At 67.1% G+C, this 20,547-nt stretch carries 17 protein-coding genes and 1 rRNA gene; 11 read left to right on the top strand and 7 right to left on the bottom strand.

Translation table 11 applies throughout. The features are described from left to right. Positions 1-2 precede the first annotated feature (2 nt). Positions 3-115: ribosomal RNA gene (gene rrf / locus KW835_RS23140) — 5S ribosomal RNA — on the top strand. Between the two features lie 179 nt (positions 116-294). On the opposite strand, the gene KW835_RS23135 is transcribed toward rrf, so the two are convergent. From KW835_RS23135 to KW835_RS23115, 5 genes are all read right to left on the bottom strand, one after another. Further along, on the bottom strand, positions 295-1,062 hold the full coding sequence (locus tag KW835_RS23135; protein ID WP_056420565.1) for a class II glutamine amidotransferase: 768 nt from the start codon (positions 1,060-1,062) through the stop codon (positions 295-297). Positions 1,063-1,342: 280 nt separating this feature from the next. After that, positions 1,343-2,827, bottom strand: a complete 1,485-nt coding sequence (locus KW835_RS23130) for a DHA2 family efflux MFS transporter permease subunit (RefSeq protein ID WP_218386765.1) — start codon at positions 2,825-2,827, stop codon at positions 1,343-1,345. Between the two features lie 75 nt (positions 2,828-2,902). After that, complete coding sequence (locus KW835_RS23125) at positions 2,903-3,091, bottom strand: 4-oxalocrotonate tautomerase (protein ID WP_007850839.1); 189 nt, start codon at positions 3,089-3,091, stop codon at positions 2,903-2,905. A gap of 72 nt (positions 3,092-3,163) precedes the next feature. Further along, positions 3,164-3,358, bottom strand: coding sequence for a cysteine-rich CWC family protein (locus KW835_RS23120; protein ID WP_339385475.1), 195 nt, complete (start codon positions 3,356-3,358; stop codon positions 3,164-3,166). 378 nt (positions 3,359-3,736) lie between these two features. Beyond that, a complete protein-coding gene (locus tag KW835_RS23115) occupies positions 3,737-5,944 on the bottom strand; it encodes a malate synthase G (protein WP_218386761.1) in 2,208 nt (735 codons plus the stop codon). Between the two features lie 252 nt (positions 5,945-6,196). Between KW835_RS23115 and KW835_RS23110 the strand changes: the two genes are divergently transcribed. Together KW835_RS23110 and KW835_RS23105 are read left to right on the top strand one after the other, a co-directional pair. Next, entirely contained in the window at positions 6,197-7,120 is a 924-nt protein-coding gene (locus KW835_RS23110; protein WP_218386759.1) for a LysR family transcriptional regulator, read from the top strand. A 73-nt stretch (positions 7,121-7,193) separates the two neighbouring features. After that, positions 7,194-7,838, top strand: coding sequence for a response regulator transcription factor (locus KW835_RS23105; RefSeq protein ID WP_218386758.1), 645 nt, complete (start codon positions 7,194-7,196; stop codon positions 7,836-7,838). Between the two features lie 283 nt (positions 7,839-8,121). Here KW835_RS23105 and KW835_RS23100 read toward each other — a convergent pair whose 3' ends face one another. Then, positions 8,122-10,806, bottom strand: coding sequence for a PAS-domain containing protein (locus KW835_RS23100; protein ID WP_218386757.1), 2,685 nt, complete (start codon positions 10,804-10,806; stop codon positions 8,122-8,124). Between the two features lie 233 nt (positions 10,807-11,039). Between KW835_RS23100 and KW835_RS23095 the strand changes: the two genes are divergently transcribed. Together KW835_RS23095 and KW835_RS23090 are read left to right on the top strand one after the other, a co-directional pair. After that, positions 11,040-12,383: a dicarboxylate/amino acid:cation symporter gene (locus KW835_RS23095; protein ID WP_218386755.1), complete on the top strand. Its 1,344-nt coding sequence runs from the start codon at positions 11,040-11,042 to the stop codon at positions 12,381-12,383. Between the two features lie 322 nt (positions 12,384-12,705). Beyond that, entirely contained in the window at positions 12,706-13,161 is a 456-nt protein-coding gene (locus tag KW835_RS23090) for a DUF2214 family protein (RefSeq protein ID WP_218386753.1), read from the top strand. 79 nt (positions 13,162-13,240) lie between these two features. On the opposite strand, the gene KW835_RS23085 is transcribed toward KW835_RS23090, so the two are convergent. After that, a complete protein-coding gene (locus KW835_RS23085; protein ID WP_218386751.1) occupies positions 13,241-13,543 on the bottom strand; it encodes a PsiF family protein in 303 nt (100 codons plus the stop codon). A gap of 252 nt (positions 13,544-13,795) precedes the next feature. On the opposite strand from KW835_RS23085, the gene argS reads away from it, so the two are divergent. The 6 genes from argS to KW835_RS23055 all read left to right on the top strand — a co-directional run bounded on the left by argS (position 13,796) and on the right by KW835_RS23055 (position 20,471). After that, on the top strand, positions 13,796-15,505 hold the full coding sequence (argS, locus tag KW835_RS23080; RefSeq protein WP_218386749.1) for an arginine--tRNA ligase: 1,710 nt from the start codon (positions 13,796-13,798) through the stop codon (positions 15,503-15,505). A 15-nt stretch (positions 15,506-15,520) separates the two neighbouring features. Next, complete coding sequence (locus KW835_RS23075) at positions 15,521-16,168, top strand: SPOR domain-containing protein (protein WP_218386747.1); 648 nt, start codon at positions 15,521-15,523, stop codon at positions 16,166-16,168. Positions 16,169-16,266: 98 nt separating this feature from the next. Beyond that, the gene (locus tag KW835_RS23070) at positions 16,267-16,914 is read left to right on the top strand and encodes a thiol:disulfide interchange protein DsbA/DsbL (protein ID WP_218386738.1); all 648 of its coding nucleotides are present in this window, start codon (positions 16,267-16,269) and stop codon (positions 16,912-16,914) included. Positions 16,915-17,096: 182 nt separating this feature from the next. Next, positions 17,097-17,756, top strand: coding sequence for a lipopolysaccharide transport periplasmic protein LptA (gene lptA / locus KW835_RS23065; RefSeq protein ID WP_218386737.1), 660 nt, complete (start codon positions 17,097-17,099; stop codon positions 17,754-17,756). Then, entirely contained in the window at positions 17,753-18,547 is a 795-nt protein-coding gene (gene lptB, locus KW835_RS23060; RefSeq protein WP_218386735.1) for an LPS export ABC transporter ATP-binding protein, read from the top strand. Before lptA ends, lptB begins: the two co-directional genes overlap by 4 nt. A gap of 340 nt (positions 18,548-18,887) precedes the next feature. Then, entirely contained in the window at positions 18,888-20,471 is a 1,584-nt protein-coding gene (locus KW835_RS23055; RefSeq protein WP_218386733.1) for an RNA polymerase factor sigma-54, read from the top strand. Positions 20,472-20,547: the final 76 nt, after the last annotated feature.

Raw genomic sequence — 20,547 nt, 5'->3', positions numbered from 1 at the left:
TGCCTGATGACCATAGCAAGTTGGTACCACTCCTTCCCATCCCGAACAGGACAGTGAAACGACTTTGCGCCGATGATAGTGCGGGTTCCCGTGTGAAAGTAGGTCATCGTCAGGCTCTTACAGCCCAGAAAACCCCAGTCAGCAATGACTGGGGTTTTTTGCTTTGCGCGATGCAAAAGCAGAAATCGATGTGAGTGAATCGTAAGACTCGTCGGCGATTTTTTCAGCCACCAAGCGTTCCCAGAAGGCCAAACTGGCGGGGCCCCCGAGTCTTCGCCGCTGCCCCGGCCAGCACTAAATTGACAGCCTTCGGCCCTGTTCAAAGACCAGCAACTCACCCTTGCCGAAGGCTGTCCACTCTTCGTTCGTCGTCAGTGGGCTTGTCACGATCACTGCCACCTCGTCCCGCTCGTCCGTCTCGCGGGAAAAGTCCAGTCGCACGTCCTCGTCGCTCAGCTGCGCCTCGCCGAAAGGGTGTCGGCGCTCGATGTAATACAGGCTGGTCGACGCATGGCTCCACAGGGCTTGGCCGTTGGACAGCAGGAAGTTGAAGGTACCGTGCGGGCTGATGCGCGCCGCCAGTTCTTTCAAGGTCAGGGTGAGCTCCCGCACAGTGGGAACGCTGGCGTGGGATTTGGCGAGTTCCTGCATGATCCAGCAGAAGGCATGTTCACTGTCGGTGTCTCCCACCGGCCGGAAATGCGAGTGCAGGCGGGGGCGAAAGTCCTTGAGATCTCCGTTGTGAGCAAACACCCAATAGCGGCCCCACAGTTCGCGCACGAAGGGGTGGCAGTTCTGCAGGCTGACCACGCCCTGCGTGGCCTTGCGGATATGGGCGATGACGTTGCGGCTCTTGATGGGGTAGCGCCGGATCAGTTCGGCAACCGGCGAGTCCACGGCAGGCAGGTGGTCGACAAAGTGCCGAAGGCCTTTGTCCTCGAAGAATGCGATGCCCCAGCCGTCGCTATGGTGGTCGGTCTTGCCGCCGCGCTGTGCAAACCCCGTGAAGCTGAAGGTCACATCCGTCGGTACGTTGCAGTTCATGCCGAGCAATTGGCACATGACTTGGTTTCCATTTGGGCAATGTTCGTGAAAGTGTGGCGCGCAACGAGCCTGGGATGAGTGGACAGCCGCATCCCGAGGCCGTGGAAGCCGCGTCTGCGCGGCACCCTGTTTATAGCTCTGCGATGCATGCCCCGGCCACCGACGCCACCGCGTGGCAGCAGAAGCATCCGTGGCGTGCTTGCGGGTCAGCATACCGCCAGTTCGTCTGCTGCCCCGAGCCAATCACTCGCGAATCTATCGGGGCAGGCCCGTCCGCCAGCGCTTTGAACAACCGAGTTCAGGCCGTCCCTGCAGCATCCGGCTCTGCCGGAGCCTCCTTCAGTTGCCAGGCGGCCACCAGGGCTAGCCCGCACAGCAAGGTCAGCATCAAAAACGTTTCACCAAACGCCGCGATGCGCGCGGGGTTGCTGCCCCCGGCCGCCAGGGCAACGCCGTGGGCGCCCAGGCGCCACTCCAGGACGATCCCGCAAAGGCTCACGCCCGCAGCGCCGCCCAGCATCCGCAGAAAGCCGATGGTGCTGGAGCCTTGCGAAATGAGCGACTTGTCCAGTGGCCGCATGGAGCCGAGATTGAGCGACGGCAGAATGAACCCGAGGCCGATCCGGCCGAGGATCGCCAGTGCCACAAGGATCCACAGCGACACCCCCAGGCCCACGAACACCATCAACCCGAACGACAGAGCCAGGAGTGTCAGGCCGATGCTCACCAGCAGGTTGGTCGGCTGGCGGTCGGCCAGCCGGCCGACCACGGCAATCGTGGCGGCGAGCACAAAGCCCGCAGGCAGCATCAGCGTGCCCACGTGCGATGCCGATAGCTCCAGCCCCAGCTGCATGAACACGGGCAAGAGGTAGGTGGAGCCGAACAGCGCGGTGCCATAGATGAACGCCACCACACTGCCCATGGCGAACTGCCGGTACTGAAAGAGGCGCAAGTCCATGAGGGGTTTGCGTCCCTGTTGCAACTGCCGCCGCTGCCAGGTGATGAAGAGCGCGACCGAGATCGCTGCGCCCAGCAGCAAGATGCCAGCTTCGGCCGCAGACCCGCCGTGCAGCGAGACCAGGCCGTTGAGCAGGCACAGCGTGCCCACGGTGCCCAGGAGCAGGCCGCGCCAGTCCAGCGCCTGCCCCTGTCGATTCGCCTCGACACCGCCGGGGGCGGTGACGGGCACGTACTTGTAGGCCAGCGCAATGGACGCCAGGCACAGCGGCACCACCATGAAGAAGATCGAGCGCCAGCCGAACCAGTCCACCAGCAGGCCGCCAATGCTGGGGCCGATGGCCGGGGCCAGCACAACGCCCATGCCGAAGATGCCGCTGGCGCGGCCCTGTTCGTGCGGCTTGAAGGCATACAGGATGATCACGGCCGGGATGGGCTGCACCACGCCAGCGGCCAGCCCCTCGGCCACGCGGGCCACGAGCACCAGCCCGAAATCGCGTGCCAGGCCGCCGCCGATGCCGCCAGCGAGCAGCAGCAGCATCGCACCCACGTAGGTGGCCCGGTAGCCGTAGCGTGACAGAAGCCACGGCGTGGTGAGCATCGAAACGGTGGTGGCGACCATGAAGCCCGACGTCACCCACTGCGCGCGTTCCTGGCCCAGGGTGAAGTAGTGGCTCATGTCCGGGATGGCCACGTTCACGATGGTGGACGACATGATCGACGCCATGGTGCCGACCATGACGGACAGCAGCACCAGCCAGCGGTAGCGCTCTCCGTAGCGCTCGCGCAGCACGGCCAGGGAGCCGGAATGCGGGGATGTGGACATGGCCGGTGGGAGCGATGGTGATTGTGAGCCCGGCTGCCAGCGCAGCAGGGCCGCTTTGCTCAGTGTGCGGCTATCTCAAGTCCGCTCGGACCAGAGCTTGCCGCCCGTGGCCCAGTTCTCGCGCTTGATATCGGTGATCAGGATGTCCACGGACTCGGGCGAGCCGCCCAGCACTTCGACGGAGACGCGGGTGATCTCTTCGACGAGCTTGCGCTTTTGTTCGACCGTGCGGCCTTCCATCATTTCAACGTGGTACGTCGGCATATCTGTTTCCTCGTGGGCAGTTAAAGAAGAAGAGAAATCGCTGTTCCATGCAAAACAGCGGCAGGGGGCAAATCATATCGGCGGGCTTGCCGGTATGTCGGGTGTTGGCGGGGCGTCGGGCAAAGCTACAGGGTCTGCCGGGGGCGCGCCGCAGACCGGGCAGATACATGCCCTGCTGCGCTGGTTGGCGGGCACACGGGCCAGGGCGTCGCGGTCAATGGACTTTGCCATGCACCAGCAACTCTCGGGTGCACGGCCCGCAGCGATGGCGCAGCGGTTGGGCTGGCCGCACAAGGGGCAGCGCGAGGTGTCGGGTTCCGAGGGGTGGGGCATGTGAGCAGGGGCGCATTGCCAACACGCGGCGCCCGCAAGCCAGTGTACGGCGTGCGCCGCAGCCATGCCCGCACGGGGATATCCGGGCCACCCGGAACACGGCGAACCCGGCCCAGACACGATGGCGGCATGCACCGACACGGGTTTCCCAATGCAGTCGGGCGCCCGACAACGCAGCCGGTGCCTGCATTTCAAACAAAAAAAGCCGCCGCCGCAAGGTGTGCCAGCGGCGGCAGCTATCAGTTTGGGAGCGTTTCCCGCCCCGCCAGCGACAGCTGAGCAGGCGGTAGGCTGCCTTGGAGCCCTGCAGGCTCAGGCCTGCGCGGCCTTGAGCTTCAGGCGCCAGGCGTGCAGCAGCGGTTCGGTGTAGCCGCTGGGCTGCTGCTGGCCCTTGAAGACCAGATCGCAGGCCGCCTTGTAGGCCATGCTGCTGTCGAAACGGCCGGCCATGGGCTTGTAGAGCGGGTCGCCAGCATTCTGGCCGTCCACCACTGCGGCCATGCGCTCGAAGGTCTCGCGCACCTGGGCCTCGGTCACCACGCCGTGCAGCAACCAGTTGGCCATGTGCTGGCTGCTGATGCGCAGCGTGGCGCGGTCCTCCATCAGGCCTACGTTGTGGATGTCGGGCACCTTGGAGCAGCCCACGCCCTGGTCCACCCAGCGCACCACGTAGCCCAGGATGCCCTGGGCGTTGTTGTCCAGCTCCTGCTGCTTCTCGGCGTCGCTCCAGTTCGGGGCGGCGGCCACGGGCACGGTCAGCAGGCCGGTCAGCAGGTTGTCGCGCTCGGCGTTGGCATCGGTCTTTTCCAGCTCGATCTGCACGTCGCTCACGTTCACTTGGTGATAGTGCAGCGCGTGCAGCGTGGCGCCGGTCGGGCTGGGCACCCAGGCGGTGTTGGCGCCGGCCTTGGGGTGGGCGATCTTCTGCTTGAGCATCTCGGCCATAAGGTCGGGCATGGCCCACATGCCCTTGCCGATCTGCGCCTTGCCGCGCAGGCCGCACGACAGGCCCACCAGCACGTTGTTCTTCTCGTAGGACTGGATCCAGGCGCTGGTCTTCATGTCGCCCTTGCGCACCATGGGGCCGGCATGCATGGCGGTGTGCATTTCGTCGCCGGTGCGGTCCAGAAAGCCCGTGTTGATGAAGGCCACGCGCGCCGATGCAGCGGCGATGCAGGCCTTGAGGTTGACGGACGTGCGGCGCTCCTCGTCCATGATGCCCAGCTTGACGGTGTTGGCGGGCAGGCCCAGCAGTTGCTCCACGCGGCCGAACAAGTCGCTCGCAAAGCCCACTTCGGCGGGGCCGTGCATCTTGGGCTTGACGATGTAGACGCTGCCCTTGCGGCTATTGCGAATACCGTTCGCGCCATGGCCTTGCAGGTCGTGCAGGGCAATGGCGGTGGTCACGACCGCGTCCATGATGCCTTCAGGGATCTCGCGCACCTGGCCCTGTGTATCCGTCCACAGGATGGCCGGGTTGGTCATGAGGTGGCCCACGTTGCGCAGGAACATGAGCGAGCGGCCATGCAGGCGCACTTCGCCGCCTTGGGGGCCGGTGTAGAGGCGGTCGGCGTTCAGGCCGCGTGTGAAGGTCTTTCCGCCCTTGGCGACCTGCTCGGTCAGCGTGGCCTGGATGATGCCCAGCCAGTTGCTGTAGCCCAGCACCTTGTCCTCGGCGTCCACGGCAGCCACGGAGTCTTCCAGGTCCAGGATGGTGGACAGGGCCGCTTCCAGCACCAGGTCGCTCACGCCCGCCGCGTCGGATTGGCCGATGGGCGTTGTGCGGTCGATCTGGATATCGAGGTGCAGGCCGTTGTGCTGCAGCAGCACCGCCTTGGGTGCTGCGGCATCACCCTGGAAGCCCTTGAACTGCGATGCGTCCTTCAGGCCCGTCGTGGAGCCGTTGGCGAGCGACACCACCAGCTGGCCGCCTTCGACACGGTAGCCGGTCGAATCCTTGTGCGACCCGCTGGCCAGGGGCGCAGTGTCGTCCAGCACCTGGCGAGCGAACGCGATCACCTTCGCGCCACGCACGGGGTTGTAGCCCTTGCCCTTTTCCGCACCGTCGGTCTCGGGGATGGCGTCCGTGCCGTACAGCGCGTCGTACAGGCTGCCCCAGCGGGCGTTGGCGGCGTTCAGCGCATAGCGGGCGTTCAGGATGGGCACCACCAGTTGGGGGCCGGCCTGCGTGGCCAGTTCGTCGTCCACATTGGCGGTGGTGGCGCGCGCGTCGGCGGGCTGGGGCACCAGGTAGCCGATCTTTTCGAGGAAGCCACGGTAGGCCACCATGTCCTTGATGGGGCCGGGGTTGGCCTTGTGCCAGGTGTCCAGCTCCGTCTGCAGGCGGTCGCGCTCGGCCAGCAGCGCGATGTTGCGTGGAGCGAGGTCGGCCACGATGGCGTCGAAACCCTTCCAGAAGGCTGCGGCATCGACACCCGTGCCGGGCAGCACCTTGTCTTCGACAAAGCGGTACAGGGAAGTGGCCACTTGCAGGCCGTGGACTTGGGTGCGGTCGGTCATGGGGGTGCCTTGCAGGAAGGAGGGGTCAAAAAGAGAATGAAAAAAGCCTACAGGCCCGCTTTCGCAGGCTGATGGAAAGACTGTATTGCATTTGTTTGGCGATATAAAGATGCTGAAAATCTCTAAACCAGTGACTTTTGCGCAAAAATGAAAGCGTGTGTCCAGCCTGCATGCGCAGGCAGATTGCTCACTAATTAATAGCTGTCATCGCTTTGTGGCAAAGCGTCGGCAGCCTGTTTCACCTGGACCATCATGGACAAGCTCAAGGCTTTTGAATCCTTTGTCTCCGTGGCCACCCGGGGCAGCCTCACCGCCGCTGCCAAGGCCGAGGGCGTGGCGCCCGCCATCATGGGCCGGCGGCTCGACGCGCTGGAGGAGCACCTGGGCGTGAAATTGCTCGTGCGCACCACGCGGCGCATCAGTCTCACGCACGAAGGCAGTGCCTTCCTCGAAGATTGTCAGCGCCTGCTTTCCGACGTGGCCAATGCCGAGGCCAGCGTGTCGGAAGGTGGGGTCAAGGCCACGGGCCACCTGCGGATCACCGCGCCTGCGGGCTTCGGGCGCCGGCACGTGGCGCCGCTGGTGCCCCGCTTTCGCTCTGCGCACCCGGATGTGACCATCTCGCTGAACCTCAGCGACCGCGTGGTGGACCTGGCCGGCGAGGGTTTTGACTGCGCTGTGCGCGTGGGCGATCTGCCCGACTCCTCGCTGGTGAGTGTGCGCATCGCCGACAACCGTCGCCTGTGCGTTGCGACGCCGGAATACCTGGCCCGCCGCGGCACCCCGCGCGCGCCTGCGGAGCTGGTGCAGCACGACTGCCTCACGCTGTCCAGCGACGCCTCGCAAACGCGCGGCTGGGCGTTCAAGGGGGCGCATGCCGAGGGCTCCACCGAGGTGATGCACCTCAAGCCCGGCGGACCCCTCGATTGCTCCGACGGCCAGGTGCTGCACGACTGGTGCCTGGCCGGCTGGGGCATCGCCTGGCGCAGCACCTGGGAGGTCGAGGCCGAGATCGCCGCCGGCCGCCTGGTCGCGGTGCTGGAGGACTTCGCCGCTCCGCCCAACGGCATCTACGTGGTGTTTCCCCAGCGCAAGCACCTGCCGCTGCGGGTGCGGCTGTGGATCGACTTCCTGAAACACCAGTACGCACAACCGGCATTCTGGAAGGGCGAATGAAGCCCCCTGCGCCGCGTCGTGCCAGCACGGCGTATGGTGCAGGGTGACTGCTCCGTGGCAGACTGCGCATTCCATGTCCGAGCCCACGCTCCTCGTCGCTGACGACCACCCCCTGTTCCGCGCGGCCGTGCTGCACGTGCTGCGCGAGCGCCTGCCCCAGTTCCGCACGCTGGAGGCGGCCAGCGCGGCCACGCTGGGCACCGCGCTGCAGGAGCACCCCGAGGTGGAGCTGGTGCTGCTGGACCTGAGCATGCCGGGTGCGCGCGGCTTCTCGTCGCTGCTGCACGTGCGCGGTGAGTACCCCGAGCTGCCGGTGGTGATCATCTCGTCCAACGACCACCCGCGCGTCATCCGCCGCGCGCAGCAATTCGGCGCCGCAGGCTTCATCCCCAAGTCCGCACCGGCCGAGGCAATGGGCGAGGCGATCGAGGCCGTGCTGGACGGCGGCAGCTGGTTCCCGCCCATGGCGGCCGAGCGTTCCGAGGCCGACGCCGAGCTGGCCGCGCGGCTTGCGCAGCTCACGCCCCAGCAGTTCCGCGTGCTGCTGTGCCTGGCCGACGGCCTGCTCAACAAGCAGATCGCCGCTGCATTGGGGCTGGCGGAGAACACCGTCAAGGTGCACGTCACCGCCATCCTGAAGAAGCTCGCGTGCTACAGCCGCACGCAGGCGGCGGTGCTGGTCAAGAGCTTGGAGGCGGATGAGGGTGGTGCGGGGTGAGGAGAGCCGAAGAGGGCTTGCCTGTGCGGAGGCCCCCTCTCCCCGGCCCTCTCCCGCGAGGGGCGGGGGAGTAAAGACAAGGGCGCAGCTGACGGAGTGAAGGTAGGGTGCGATGGCTTGGCAGCGGTTTCATTGCCTCGCGAGGGTTGCTCCCGGCCAATGCTTGATAGCGCGCACGCCCAGCTCCCTCTCCCCGCGCGGGAGAGGGCCGGGGAGAGGGGGGCGCAGCCCAGGGCAGACCGCCCCATCCACCCCCTCAATCCCAGGTCAGCAGTTTTCACACCTAAGGCTCCCTCTTCTCCCGCAGCCTGAGCAAGGTCTGGCTCACCAGCGCCCGCAGCGCCGGCGCCCGCACCGGCTTGGCCAGAAATCCCCATCCCCGTTCCGCAGCCTGCCGGCGCAGCGTGGCGTCGCGCTCTGCGGTGACCAGGATCACGGCGGGGGCTTGCCCCCAACGGTCGCACAGCTGCGCATAGACATCGGGGCCGTGGTGGCTGGCGCCCAGGTGCACGTCCAGCAGCACCAGCTGCGGCGCCTGGCCCGGCTGGGCGTGGGCCAGGGCTTCGGGTGCACCGCCTGCCAGCGGCACCTGGCAGCCCCAGCGCTCCAGCAGGGCCCGGGTGGCGGCGCAGGTGGGGCCGTCGTCCTCGATCACCCAGGCGGTGCAGCCCTGCAGCGGCGCGTCTTCCTGCGGCTGCTGCTGAACGGTGGCGGGTGCGGGGGCCTGCTGCTGCGCCGCGGCGGGGTCGCCCAGCGGCACGCACACCCAGAACACGCTGCCGCGCCCCAGCTGCGAACGCAGCCCGATATCGTGGCCCAGCAGGCGGCCCAGCCGCTCGACGATGGCCAGGCCCAGGCCCGCGCCCCGGTCGTCGGCGCGGCCTTCGTCCAGGCGGCGGAACTCCTCGAAGATCTCGCGCTGCAGCGCCTCGGGGATGCCGGGGCCCTGGTCATGCACCTCGATGCGCAGGTGGCGGCCCACGCGCCTGCAGCCCACCACGATGCGCCCTCGCCGGCTGTAGCGGATGGCGTTGGAGACGAAGTTCTGCAGGATGCGGCGCAGCAGGTTCTCGTCGGTGCGTACCACCGCGCGCGTGGGCACGCAGGCCAGCTGCAGGCCCTGGCTTTCGGCCAGCACGCCGAAGTTGTGCGCCAGCACCTGCAGCAGCGGGCCCAGCGCCACGTCGTGGATGTGCACGTCAAGCTGGCCCGACTCCATGCGCGAGATATCGAGCAGGCTGTTCAGGATCGCATCCTGCGACGCGAGCGCGCCGTCGATGCTGTCCACCGTGCGCAGCGCGTCCTCGCCCTGCACATGGCTGCGCAACAGGGATGTGAACATGCGCGCCGCATTCAGCGGCTGCAGCAGGTCGTGCACGGCGGCCGCGACGAAGCGGGTCTTGTAGCGGTTGGCGCGCTCAGCCTCGCGCCGTGCGGCGTCCAGGTCGCGCGTGCGGTCGGCCACGCGCTGCTCCAGCGCGTCGGCGAGGGAGCGCAGTTCGCGGGCGGCATTCTTGTAGCTGGTGATATCGGCGTAGCTCGTCACGAAGCCACCCTCTGGCAGCGGATTGCCGCGGATCTCCAGCACCGTGCCGTCACCCTTGGCGCTTTCATGCAGGTGCGGTTGGCCGCTGCGCAGGTGCGCCAGGCGCCGTTCGATGGCGCCCTCCGTGGGCCCGGCGCCCAGCAGCCCGCGGCGCGCGTTGTGTCGTAGCAGGTCTTCGATGGGCTGGCCCACGCGCATCAGGTCGGCGGGATAGCGGAACAGCTGCACGTAGCGCGAGTTCCAGGCCACCAGGTTCAGGTCGGCATCGATGATGACCACGCCTTGGGGCAGGTGCTCCAGGCTGCGCGACAGGCCTGTGTCGGTCTGCTGCGCCGCCTGCTGTGCCGCCTGCACGATGCCGTCCTGGGCGGTGCGCAGCTCCTGCGCGTGCTGCTGCAGCACGGTCTCCAGCTCCTGGCGGCTGCGCTGGCGCAGGTTGGCCAGGCGCTGCCGCTGGCGCACGAACAGCACCAGCAGGGCCAGTGCCAGCCAGCCGCCTCCACCGGCTGCGGCAGCCCAGCGGCTGTCGGCGATGCTGCTGTGCGTCTCGTGCACCAGGTGCAGCTGCCAGGGCGTGCCGGGCAGCGGCTGGGTTTGCCAGAGCACGCGGCCGGGCAAGGGCGGCAGGTCGGGCGACAGAATGCGCACCAGGCGGCCGCCGTTGTCCATGTGGTCGTCCACACGCCAGGCCAGCGGGCGCAGCGGCTGGGTGGAGTACTGGCGCGTGGCGTTGAGTTCGCGGCGCTCCTCGTCACCAAGCGGCTCCAGCAGGCGGTAGCGCCACGGGTCCTGGCTGGCAAGGAACACCACGCCGTGCGCGTCGGACGCGAGCACGATGTCGGGGGTCTGCAGCCACTCGCGCTCCAGCTCCTGCAACGCGATCTTGATCGCCACCAGGCCCAGGGTGCGGCCGTCCGAGTCGCGGATCGCCTGCGACAGGAAGTAGCCGGCCTCCCCGGTAGTCACCCCGATGCCGTAGAAGCTGCCGCGCCCCTGCGCCAGCGCCTGCTGCACATAAGGGCGGAAGCTGTAGTCCACGCCCACGTTGCTGGTGGCGGTGCGCCAGTTGCTGGCAGCCACGGCCAGGCCCTCGCGGTTGAGCAGGGTGAGCGTGGACGACTGGCTCGCGCCGTTGGCCTGCTCGAGCTTGAGGTTGAGCTGCTCGACCTCGGCCGGGCTGAGATTGCGGGTGAGAGCGTCCTGCAGTTGCGCGTCCAGCGCCAGCACTTCGGGCAGCGTGCGGTAGCGGTCGATGCGCTGGGCCAGGGTCTGCCCATACAGGGCCAACTGCCGCTGCACCGTGTCGCTTTCTTCGCCCAGCGAGTGCCGCCACGCCCACTGCCCGGCCACGAACATGCAGCCGGCCATGCCGGCCAGCACGAAAAGCAGGGTCCAGAACTTGCGAAGGCGCGGCGTTGTCATGGGCAGAAAGCAAGAATGTCGGGGCTTGGCCCGGGCGCTGGTACTGGGCCGCCAGCGATCCAGAGTGGGTGCTGGAGTCTAGGGGTTTTCCCTATATTGGGGCATTTACCGCCCTCTGGCGGTGCCGCCGACTAATACCAATAGGTTATCGGCTGAAAGCAGGTGCGGCGGTACAAACGGCACCCTCGACGCACCCCGATGGTGCCGTCACCGTGATTTCAGGAGACATCCCCATGCACGCCATCCCCGCCTCTGCCGCCCAGCCCGTGCGGCTGCCTTTCTACCGCCAACTGTACTTCCAGGTGGTGGTCGCCATCGTCCTGGGCGTGCTGCTGGGCCACTTCGAGCCCGCCTACGGCGCCGCGCTCAAGCCCCTGGGCGATGCGTTCATCAAGCTGATCAAGATGATCATCGCGCCGGTGATCTTCCTGACCATCGTGACCGGCATCGCCGGCATGTCGCAGCTGTCCACCGTGGGCCGCGTGTTCGGCAAGGCCATGGCGTACTTCCTGACCTTCTCCACGCTGGCGCTGGTGGTGGGCCTGGTGGTGGCCAACGTGATGCAGCCGGGCGCCGGCATGCATATCAATCCGGCCGATCTGGACCAGAAGGAAGTCAGCTCATACGTGGCCAAGTCCCACGACATGACGCTGGTCGGCTTCGCGATGGACATCATCCCCAAGACGCTGGTCAGCCCCTTCGTGGGCGACAACATCCTGCAGGTGCTGCTGGTCGCCGTGCTGTTCGGCGTGGCGCTGGCGCTGTCGGGCAATGCCGGCCGGCCGGTGACGAACTTCCTCGAATCGCTCACGGTGCCCGTGTTCAAGGTGGTGAACATCGTCATGAAGGCCGCTCCCATCGGCGCGTTCGGCGCCATGGCCTTCACCATCGGCAAGTTCGGCCTGGGTTCGCTGCTGAACCTGGCCGAGCTGGTGGCCACGTTCTACATCACCTCGCTGCTGTTCGTGTTCATCATCCTGGGCGCGGTGGCACGGGCCTGCGGCTTCTCGGTGTTCAAGCTGATCAAGTACCTCAAGGCCGAGCTGCTGCTGGTGCTGGGCACGTCGTCGTCCGAATCCGCCCTGCCGTCGCTGATGGAAAAGATGGAGCGCGCAGGCTGCAAGAAGTCCGTCGTCGGCCTGGTGGTGCCCACCGGCTACTCCTTCAACCTGGACGGCACCAACATCTACATGACGCTGGCTGCGCTGTTCATCGCCCAGGCCACCGATACCCACCTCACGCTGGGCCATCAGATCGCGCTGCTGCTGGTGGCCATGCTGTCGTCCAAGGGTGCGGCCGGCGTGACCGGCGCGGGCTTCATCACCCTGGCGGCCACCCTGGCCGTGGTGCCTGAAGTGCCGGTGGCCGGCATGGCGCTGATCCTGGGCGTGGACCGCTTCATGTCCGAATGCCGCTCGCTCACCAACTTCATCGGCAACGCGGTGGCCACCGTGGTCGTCTCGCGCTGGGAAAACGCGCTGGACTACACCCGCCTGAATGCGGCGCTGGACGGCCATCCGCTGCCGGAGCCGGTGACTGCGCCGGTGGTGCCTGCAGACTTGCCCGCGGCCGCCTGACCGAAAGCGGCGGGATCGGGCCACCTCACACCTTTGCTGCCTGTACTGGCGGTGCGTGCCCTCGGGCCGCACCGCCTTTTTCTTTAATGGAGCCGGCGTTGCCAAGGCAGCTGGGTGTGTGGGAGATGTTGATTGCTATATTTTTAATAGCTACTGGCGATTGCCTGATGAGCGGCAGGGGGCGTTGGGGTCTTCAACATGGCCTGGGTGCCAGGGGCGCGTGCCGTGCGGCCCCTGCGGGCCCTTGTGGCGGGCCCGGCGCGCGGGCTAGGATCGCGCTCATCAAGCCCGCCCCCCGCGCCACTCCACGAAAGCCATCGCCATGACCACCGAAGCCCTGCTGGCCTATGCCCATTTCGTCGCCATCCTGACCATGACCGTCTTTCTGGCCAGCGAGGCGGCGCTGTGCCGCAAGGAGTGGATCAACCCCGCCGTGGTCGAGAGGCTGGCGCGGGTGGACATGATCTACGGCATCGCGGCCGTTGCCGTGCTGGCCACCGGCCTTGCGCGCACCTGGTGGGGCATGAAAGGCATGGGCTGGTACTGGTCGCAGCCGCTGCTGCACACCAAAGTCACGCTGTTCGTCATCATGGGCCTGATCTCCATCGTGCCCACACTGCGCTTTGGCCGCTGGCGCAAGGCCCTGCGTGCCACGGGTGCGCTGCCCACCGACGCCGAAGTGCGCAGCACCCGCCGCCTGGTGATGATCGAAGCGCACTTGCTGGTAGTCATCCCGCTGCTGGCCGTGTTCCTGGCGCGGGGCGTGGGAGTCCGCTGAAAACACAAAGCCCCGCAGGCGTTGCAGCATGCAGGGCTGTGGCGGTGTGCAGCGCAACCGCGCTGCGGTACTGGGCGACTCAGGCCTTGTTGCTCAAACACTCTTTCATGAAGGCCTTGCGCTCGTCGCCCTTCTTGTCCTTGGCGTCGGCATTGCAGGTCTTCATCTTGCTCTGCTGCTTTTCCTGCTTGTTGGCGGACAGGCATTCCTTCATGAATGCCTTGCGCTCGTCGCCCTTGAGCGTCTTGGCCTTTTCGTCGGCGTTGCAGGTGGCCATCTTGGATTGCTGCTTGGTCGGCGCCTTGGCATCTTCTGCGGCGTGAACACTGGCGCCCAGGGTCAGGGCCAGGCCCAGTGCGGTCAGGGAAATCAGCTGTTTCATGGAAGCTCCTGGAGTGAATGCGTTATAGGGGGAACCCGGCGGGATTGCACCATAGAACAGAGTGGCCCACAACGCGAATCCGCCGGTGCGGATCCCTTCGGCAGCTTGTGCGCAACTGCGCGGGGCGGGCAGATGTTTTTGCGGTATGACCCTCCTCTGCACGGCACGCACCCAGCCCCGATCTGGCGCCGCCCCGAGCGCGTGGCTGCGCGGCTTGCGATGTCCGTGCCGGACGCCCCGTAAAATCCGCCGATGCTCTCTGCAAAAAATGAATTGCTCGCGGCGTTGGCCGGCGAGCTGGAAAAGCTGTCGCCCGGCTCTGCCGTGCGCGCCGCCTTCGAATCCCCCAAGGTGGCCGCCCATGGCGACTTCGCGTGCACTGCCGCCATGCAATTGGCCAAGCCGCTCAAGCTCAACCCGCGCGCGCTGGGCGAGCAGCTCAAGGCGGCGCTGGAGGCCACGCCGGCCTTCACCCGCTGGGTCGATGCCATCGAGATCGCGGGCCCGGGCTTTCTGAACATCCGCCTCAAGCCCGCCGCCAAGCAGGAAGTGGTGCGCGAGGTGCTGGCCGCCGGCGAGCGCTTCGGCTACCAGCAGGACAACGGCCAGCGCGTGCTGGTCGAATTCGTTTCGGCCAACCCCACCGGCCCGCTGCACGTGGGCCACGGCCGCCAGGCGGCTCTGGGCGACGCGATCTGTAACCTGTTCAGCACCCAGGGCTGGAACGTGCACCGCGAGTTCTACTACAACGACGCGGGCGTGCAGATCCAGACGCTGACCACCAGCACCCAGCTGCGTGCCAAGGGCTTCAAGCCTGGCGACGAGTGCTGGCCCACCGACCCCGAGAACCCCGCGTCCAAGGCGTTCTACAACGGCGAGTACATCCAGGAGATCGCGGGCGACTTCCTCGCGAAGAAGACCGTCAAGGCCGACGACCGCGAGTTCACCGCCAGCGGTGATGTGGAAGACCTGGAGTCCATCCGCCAGTTCGCCGTGGCCTACCTGCGCAACGAGCAGGACAAGGACCTGCAGGCGTTCAACCTGAAGTTCGACGAGTACTACCTCGAGTCGAGCCTGTACACCAGCGGCCGCGTGGACGCCACGGTGAACAAGCTCATCGCCAACGGCAAGACCTACGAGCAGGACGGCGCCCTGTGGCTCAAGAGCACGGACTACGGCGACGACAAGGACCGGGTCATGCGCAAGAAGGACGGTACGTACACCTACTTCGTGCCCGACGTGGCGTACCACATCGCCAAGTGGGAGCGCGGCTTCACCAAGGTCGTCAACATCCAGGGCACGGACCACCACGGCACCATCGCCCGCGTGCGTGCCGGCCTGCAGGCGGCCGACGTGGGCATACCGCAGGGCTACCCCGACTACGTGCTGCACACCATGGTGCGCGTGGTCAAGGGCGGCGAAGAGGTCAAGATCAGCAAGCGCGCGGGCAGCTACGTCACGCTGCGCGACCTGATCGAGTGGACCAGCAAGGACGCGGTGCGCTTCTTCCTCCTGAGCCGCAAGCCCGACACCGAGTACACCTTCGACGTGGACCTGGCCGTCGCGCAGAACAACGACAACCCGGTGTACTACGTGCAGTACGCGCACGCGCGCATCCAGTCGGTGCTGCGGGCTTGGCAGGAGGCCGGTGGTGGCGACGTGGCGTCGCTCAAGGGGGTGGATCTGTCCGCTCTTGAAGGTCCCCAGGCCCAGGCGCTGATGCTGCAATTGGCCAAGTACCCCGAGATGCTCACGGCCGCCGCCGACGGCGAGGCGCCGCACGACGTCACCTTCTACCTGCGCGACCTGGCCGCCAGCTACCACAGCTACTACGACGCCGAGCGCATCCTGGTGGACGACGAGGCCGTGAAGAAGGCCCGCCTGGCGCTGGTCGCCGCCACCGCGCAGGTATTGCACAATGGCCTGGCCGTGCTGGGCGTGTCGGCTCCAGCCAGAATGTAAGCAGTTACTCGCACTATGAAAAAGCAACAGACGGGCGGAACCATCATCGGCTTTATCGTCGGCGTCATCGTGGGCCTGGGCGCCGCGCTGGCCGTGGCGGTGTACGTGACCAAGGTGCCGGTGCCCTTCCTGAACAAGGGCAATGGCCGGGGCGTCGACATGGATGCTGCCGAATCCCAGAAGAACAAGAACTGGGACCCCAACTCTCCGCTGTACGGCAAGAATCCGGCCCGTCCTCCCGTGGCTGCGGCATCCGCACCCCCTTCGGCCCCTGCCGCCGCGCCTGCGCCGGATGTGCGGGCCGCAGCGTCCGCACCCAAGCTTGCGGCCAGCAAGCCCGAGCCCGCCAAGGCCGAGAGCAAGCCCGGCGCCGACCCGCTGGGCGATCTGGCTGTCGCCAAGGCCGCAGCCAAGGGCAACGTGGACCCGTTCGACTATTTCGTGCAGGCCGGTGCCTTCCGCACCCAGGCCGATGCCGACGCCCAGCGCGCCAAGCTGGCCATGCTGGGCTGGGAGGCGCGGGTGAGCGAGCGCGAGCAGAATGGCCGGCCCGTCTTCCGGGTGCGCGTGGGGCCGTTCACCAAGCGCGACGATGCCGAGCAGCTCAAGGAAAAGCTGGACGGCACGGGCGTGGAGTCGGCCCTGGTGCGCGTGCAGCGTTGATGGTTGCGCCCCTCGCCGCGACTTTGGCGCGCGCGGGGCTGAACTTTTTCCGGGGGCAGGGCTCCCATCCCCAGACCTGAACTAGGAGAGTCTTTGTCATGAAACGCCGTGAGTTTTCTTTGTCCGCTGCCTCGGCAGCCGCCGCTTGCGCCCTGGCGCTGCCCGTCGCCACGCCCGCGCTGGCGCAGGCCCGCCAGTTCAAGGAGGGCAAGGACTACCGGCGCCTGGACAAGCCCGTGACGCCGGACGCGCCCGCGGGCAAGGTCGATGTGATCGAGTTCTTCTGGTACAGCTGCCCCCACTGCAATGCCTTCGAGCCCACGCTGGACGCCTGGGTCAAGGCCGCGCCGAAGGACCTGTCCATCCGCCGCGTGCCCGTGGCGTTCAATGCCAGCTTCGTACCCCAGCAAAAGCTGTACTACGCCCTGGAAGGCATGGGCAAGCTCGAAGCCCTGCACGCCAAGGTGTTCCGCGCCATCCACGTGGAAAAGCAAAAGCTCGCCAAGGACGATGAAATCATGGCCTGGGTGGCCCAGCAGGGCGTGGACGCCGCCAAGTTCAAGGAGGTCTACACCTCGTTCACCGTGTCCAACCAGGTGCGCCGCGCCTCGCAGCTGCAGGACGCCTACGGCGTGGAAGGCGTGCCTTCGATGGGCGTGGCCGGCAAGTACTACACGGACGGCCCCATGGCCGGCAACATGCAGAACGTGCTGCAGGTGGTGGAGTATCTGGTCAAGCAGAAATAAGCAGCCAGGCACGCCGCGTCATTCATTGGCCCGCGGTGCCCGTTCAAGGGCGCACCGGGCCCGGCGGCCAGTGGTTGTGGAAAGCCCGGACCTCTATACCCGACGGAGAAGCCCGCATCTGCGGGCTTTTTTCATGGTGCATGCTCTTGGATGGCTACAATGAACTGCAAGATTCGTGCCCTATGAAACACAGCATCCTCCCAACCCTCCTGCTTACGGCCCTGGCCTGCATTCATGGCGTTGCCCACGCTGAAAAGGCCGACCGTGCCAAGCCCATGAACATCGAGGCCGACGCCTTGCGACACGACGAGCTCAAGCAGACCAGCGTGTTCACCGGACGGGTGGTCATGACCAAGGGGTCCATCATCCTGCGCGGTGCGCGTCTGGATGTGCGGCAGGACGCCGACGGCTACCAGTTTGGCGTCGTCACGGCCGAGGCCGGCAAGCGTGCTTTCTTCCGCCAAAAGCGCGACACAGCCCCCGGCGCACCCGACGAGTTCATCGAAGGCGAGAGCGAAATCATCGAGTACGACGGCAAGGCCGACAACGTCCGCTTCATCACCCGCGCCGAACTGCGCCGCTACCGGGGCGAGGTCCTGAGCGACGAGATCACAGGCGCCGTCATCGTCTACAACAACCTCACCGACGTGTTCACCGTGGACGGCCAGCGCAAGCCTTCCACCAACGCCGCGGGCGACGCCCCGGCCTCCGGCAACCGCGTGCGCGCCGTGCTTGCGCCCAAGGACCCCGCTCCCGGCGGGGCGGTGCCTGCAGCGCCTGCGGCGCCCTCTTCGGCGCCTGCGCTGCGACCCAGCAACAGCCTTGGCGGCGGCGCCCGGTGAGCGCGGTGCCTGTGCAGTCCGGCGCCGAGACCGCCGCAAATGCTCAGCCCGGCAGCCGCCTGGAGGTGCAGCATCTGGCCAAGTCGTATGGCAGCCGCAAGGTGGTCAAGGACGTGTCGCTCGTCGTGCAAAAGGGCGAAGTCGTCGGGCTGCTCGGCCCCAACGGCGCGGGCAAGACCACATCGTTCTACATGATCGTGGGTCTGGTGCGCAGCGATGCGGGCGACATCCGCATCGACGGGCAATCGGTCGCCCACATGCCCATCCACCGCCGCTCGCGCCTGGGGCTTTCCTACCTGCCTCAGGAAGCGTCCATCTTCCGCAAGCTGTCGGTCGAGGAGAACGTGCGCGCCGTGCTGGAGCTGCAGCGCGGTGACGACGGCCAGCCGCTGCCCCGCGCCGCCATCGAGGAGCGCCTGACCGCACTGTTGCAGGAATTGCGCGTGGACCACCTGCGCGCCTCGCCCGCGATGGCCCTGTCCGGCGGCGAACGCCGGCGAGTGGAGATCGCCCGGGCGCTCGCCACGCAGCCGCGCTTCATCCTGCTGGACGAGCCCTTCGCCGGCATCGACCCCATCGCCGTGATCGAGATCCAGCGCATCATCGGCTTTCTGAAGGCGCGCGGCATCGGCGTGCTCATCACCGACCACAACGTGCGCGAGACGCTGGGCATCTGCGACCACGCCTTCATCATCAGCGACGGCCAGGTGCTGGCGCAGGGCACACCGTCCGAGATCGTGGACAACGCGGAAGTACGCCGCGTGTACCTCGGCGAACACTTCAGGATGTAGACATGGCCCCCACGCTTGTCACTCCGTGTACTGCGCTGCCCCCCATGGGGGCCCTCGCGCCTTGGGGCGGCCCGGCGGCGCACTATTGCGCCCCCACGCTCCCCGCTGCGCGTGGTTCGCTGCCCCCCATGGGGGCTCTCGCGCCTTGGGGCGGCCCGGCGGCGCACTATTGCGCCCCCACGCTCCCCGCTGCGCGTGGTTCGCTGCCCCCCATGGGGGCCCTCGCGCCTTGGGGCGGCCCGGCGGCGCACTATTGCGCCCCCACGCTCCCCGCTGCGCGTGGTTCGCTGCCCCCCATGGGGGCCCTCGCGCCTTGGGGCGGCCCGGCGGCGCTCGATCAATGAAACCAGGCCTTTCGCTGCGCGTCTCGCAGCACCTCGCATTGACCCCCCAGCTGCAGCAGTCCATCCGGCTGCTGCAGTTGTCCACGCTCGAGCTCTCGCAGGAAGTCGAGCAGATGCTGGACGAGAACCCGTTCCTCGAACGCACGGCCGACGAGGCGCCGCGGGAGGAGTTTGGGCTGGACGCCGAAAACGCGCCCGCACAGGCCGATGACTACAGTGCGGATGATGCTATCTTTTCAGGAGCTTCCAGCGCAAGTGCCACAAGCGCTGAGGGCCCGGGGGATGCTGAAGCGCCGAGCGCGGGGGCCGACGAACCCGACTGGAGCGGCGACGGCACGGTCGAGATGGCGCCCAACGATGCGGAGTGGGGTGGCGACGCCCCCGCCCGCAACCGCAACGATGGCGAAGGCGACGAGGCCGACGCCACCGAGCTGGCCCGCTCGCACGAATCGCTCACCGCCTTTTTGCATCGCCAGGCGCTATCGCTGCGCCTGTCCGAGGTGGACTGCGCCGCGCTGCGGTTCCTGATCGAATCACTGAACGACGACGGCTACCTCGAAGAACCGCTCGAAGAACTCGCCATCGCCCTGGCCGGCCCCGAGGACCTGGAGCAGATTGAGGAGCTGGTGCACCGCTTCACGGTGGCCCTGCGCCTGCTGCAGAGCCTGGAGCCTGTGGGTGTGGGCGCGCGCAACCTGGCCGAATGCCTCACGCTGCAGCTCAAGGCGCTGGACGCCGACGAGGAGGCCGACCCCGACACCGTCAAGACGGCGCTCACCATCTGCCAGCAGCCGCTGGAGATGCTCGCACGCCGCGACATCCGCCGCCTGACACAGCTCTGTGGCGATGGCGAGGAGCGCACCCGCGCCGCCATGGCGCTGATCGCCCGGCTGGAGCCGCGCCCCGGCCGCAAGTTCGTCGATGTAGAGCGCAACATCATCATCCCTGACGTCATCGTGCGCAAAGCCGGTCGCGCCAACGGGCGCGATGGCCAGCACAACTTCATCGTGCAGCTCAACCCCGACGTGATGCCCCGTCTGCGCGTGCACGACATCTACGCTGGCGCACTGCGCGGCCACAAGGGGGGCGAGGGCCACCAGGGGATGCAGCAGCGGCTGCAGGAGGCGCGCTGGTTCATCAAGAACATCCAGCAGCGGTTTGACACCATCCTGCGCGTCTCGCGGGCCATCGTGGAGCGGCAAAAGAACTTCTTCACCCACGGCGAACTTGCCATGCGCCCCCTGGTGCTGCGCGACATCGCCGACGAGCTGGGCCTGCACGAGTCCACCATCAGCCGCGTGACCACGGCCAAGTACATGGCCACGCCCATCGGCACCTACGAGCTCAAATACTTCTTCGGCTCGGGCCTGGGCACCGAGACCGGCGGCAACGCGTCCAGCACTGCAGTGCGCGCGCTGATCAAGCAGTTCGTGTCGGCCGAAAGCTCCGCCAAGCCGCTGTCGGACAGCCAGATCGCCGAGATGCTCAAGGAGCAGGGCATCGAATGCGCGCGCCGCACGGTGGCCAAGTACCGTGAAGCGCTCAAGATCGCGCCGGCCAACCTGCGCAAGGCGCTGTAGGGGCGCAGCCATTGGGGATGGGGGGCTGCGCAGCGCTCGCCGGCGCTGAGCCGGCGCCCCCCGGCTCCTACTGTCC

The organism is Acidovorax sp. sic0104, assembly GCF_019219095.1.
Lineage (GTDB): Bacteria > Pseudomonadota > Gammaproteobacteria > Burkholderiales > Burkholderiaceae_C > Acidovorax.
The sequence above is the reverse complement of the archived record's forward strand: the minus strand, read 5'-3'. Positions and strand labels throughout refer to the sequence as shown.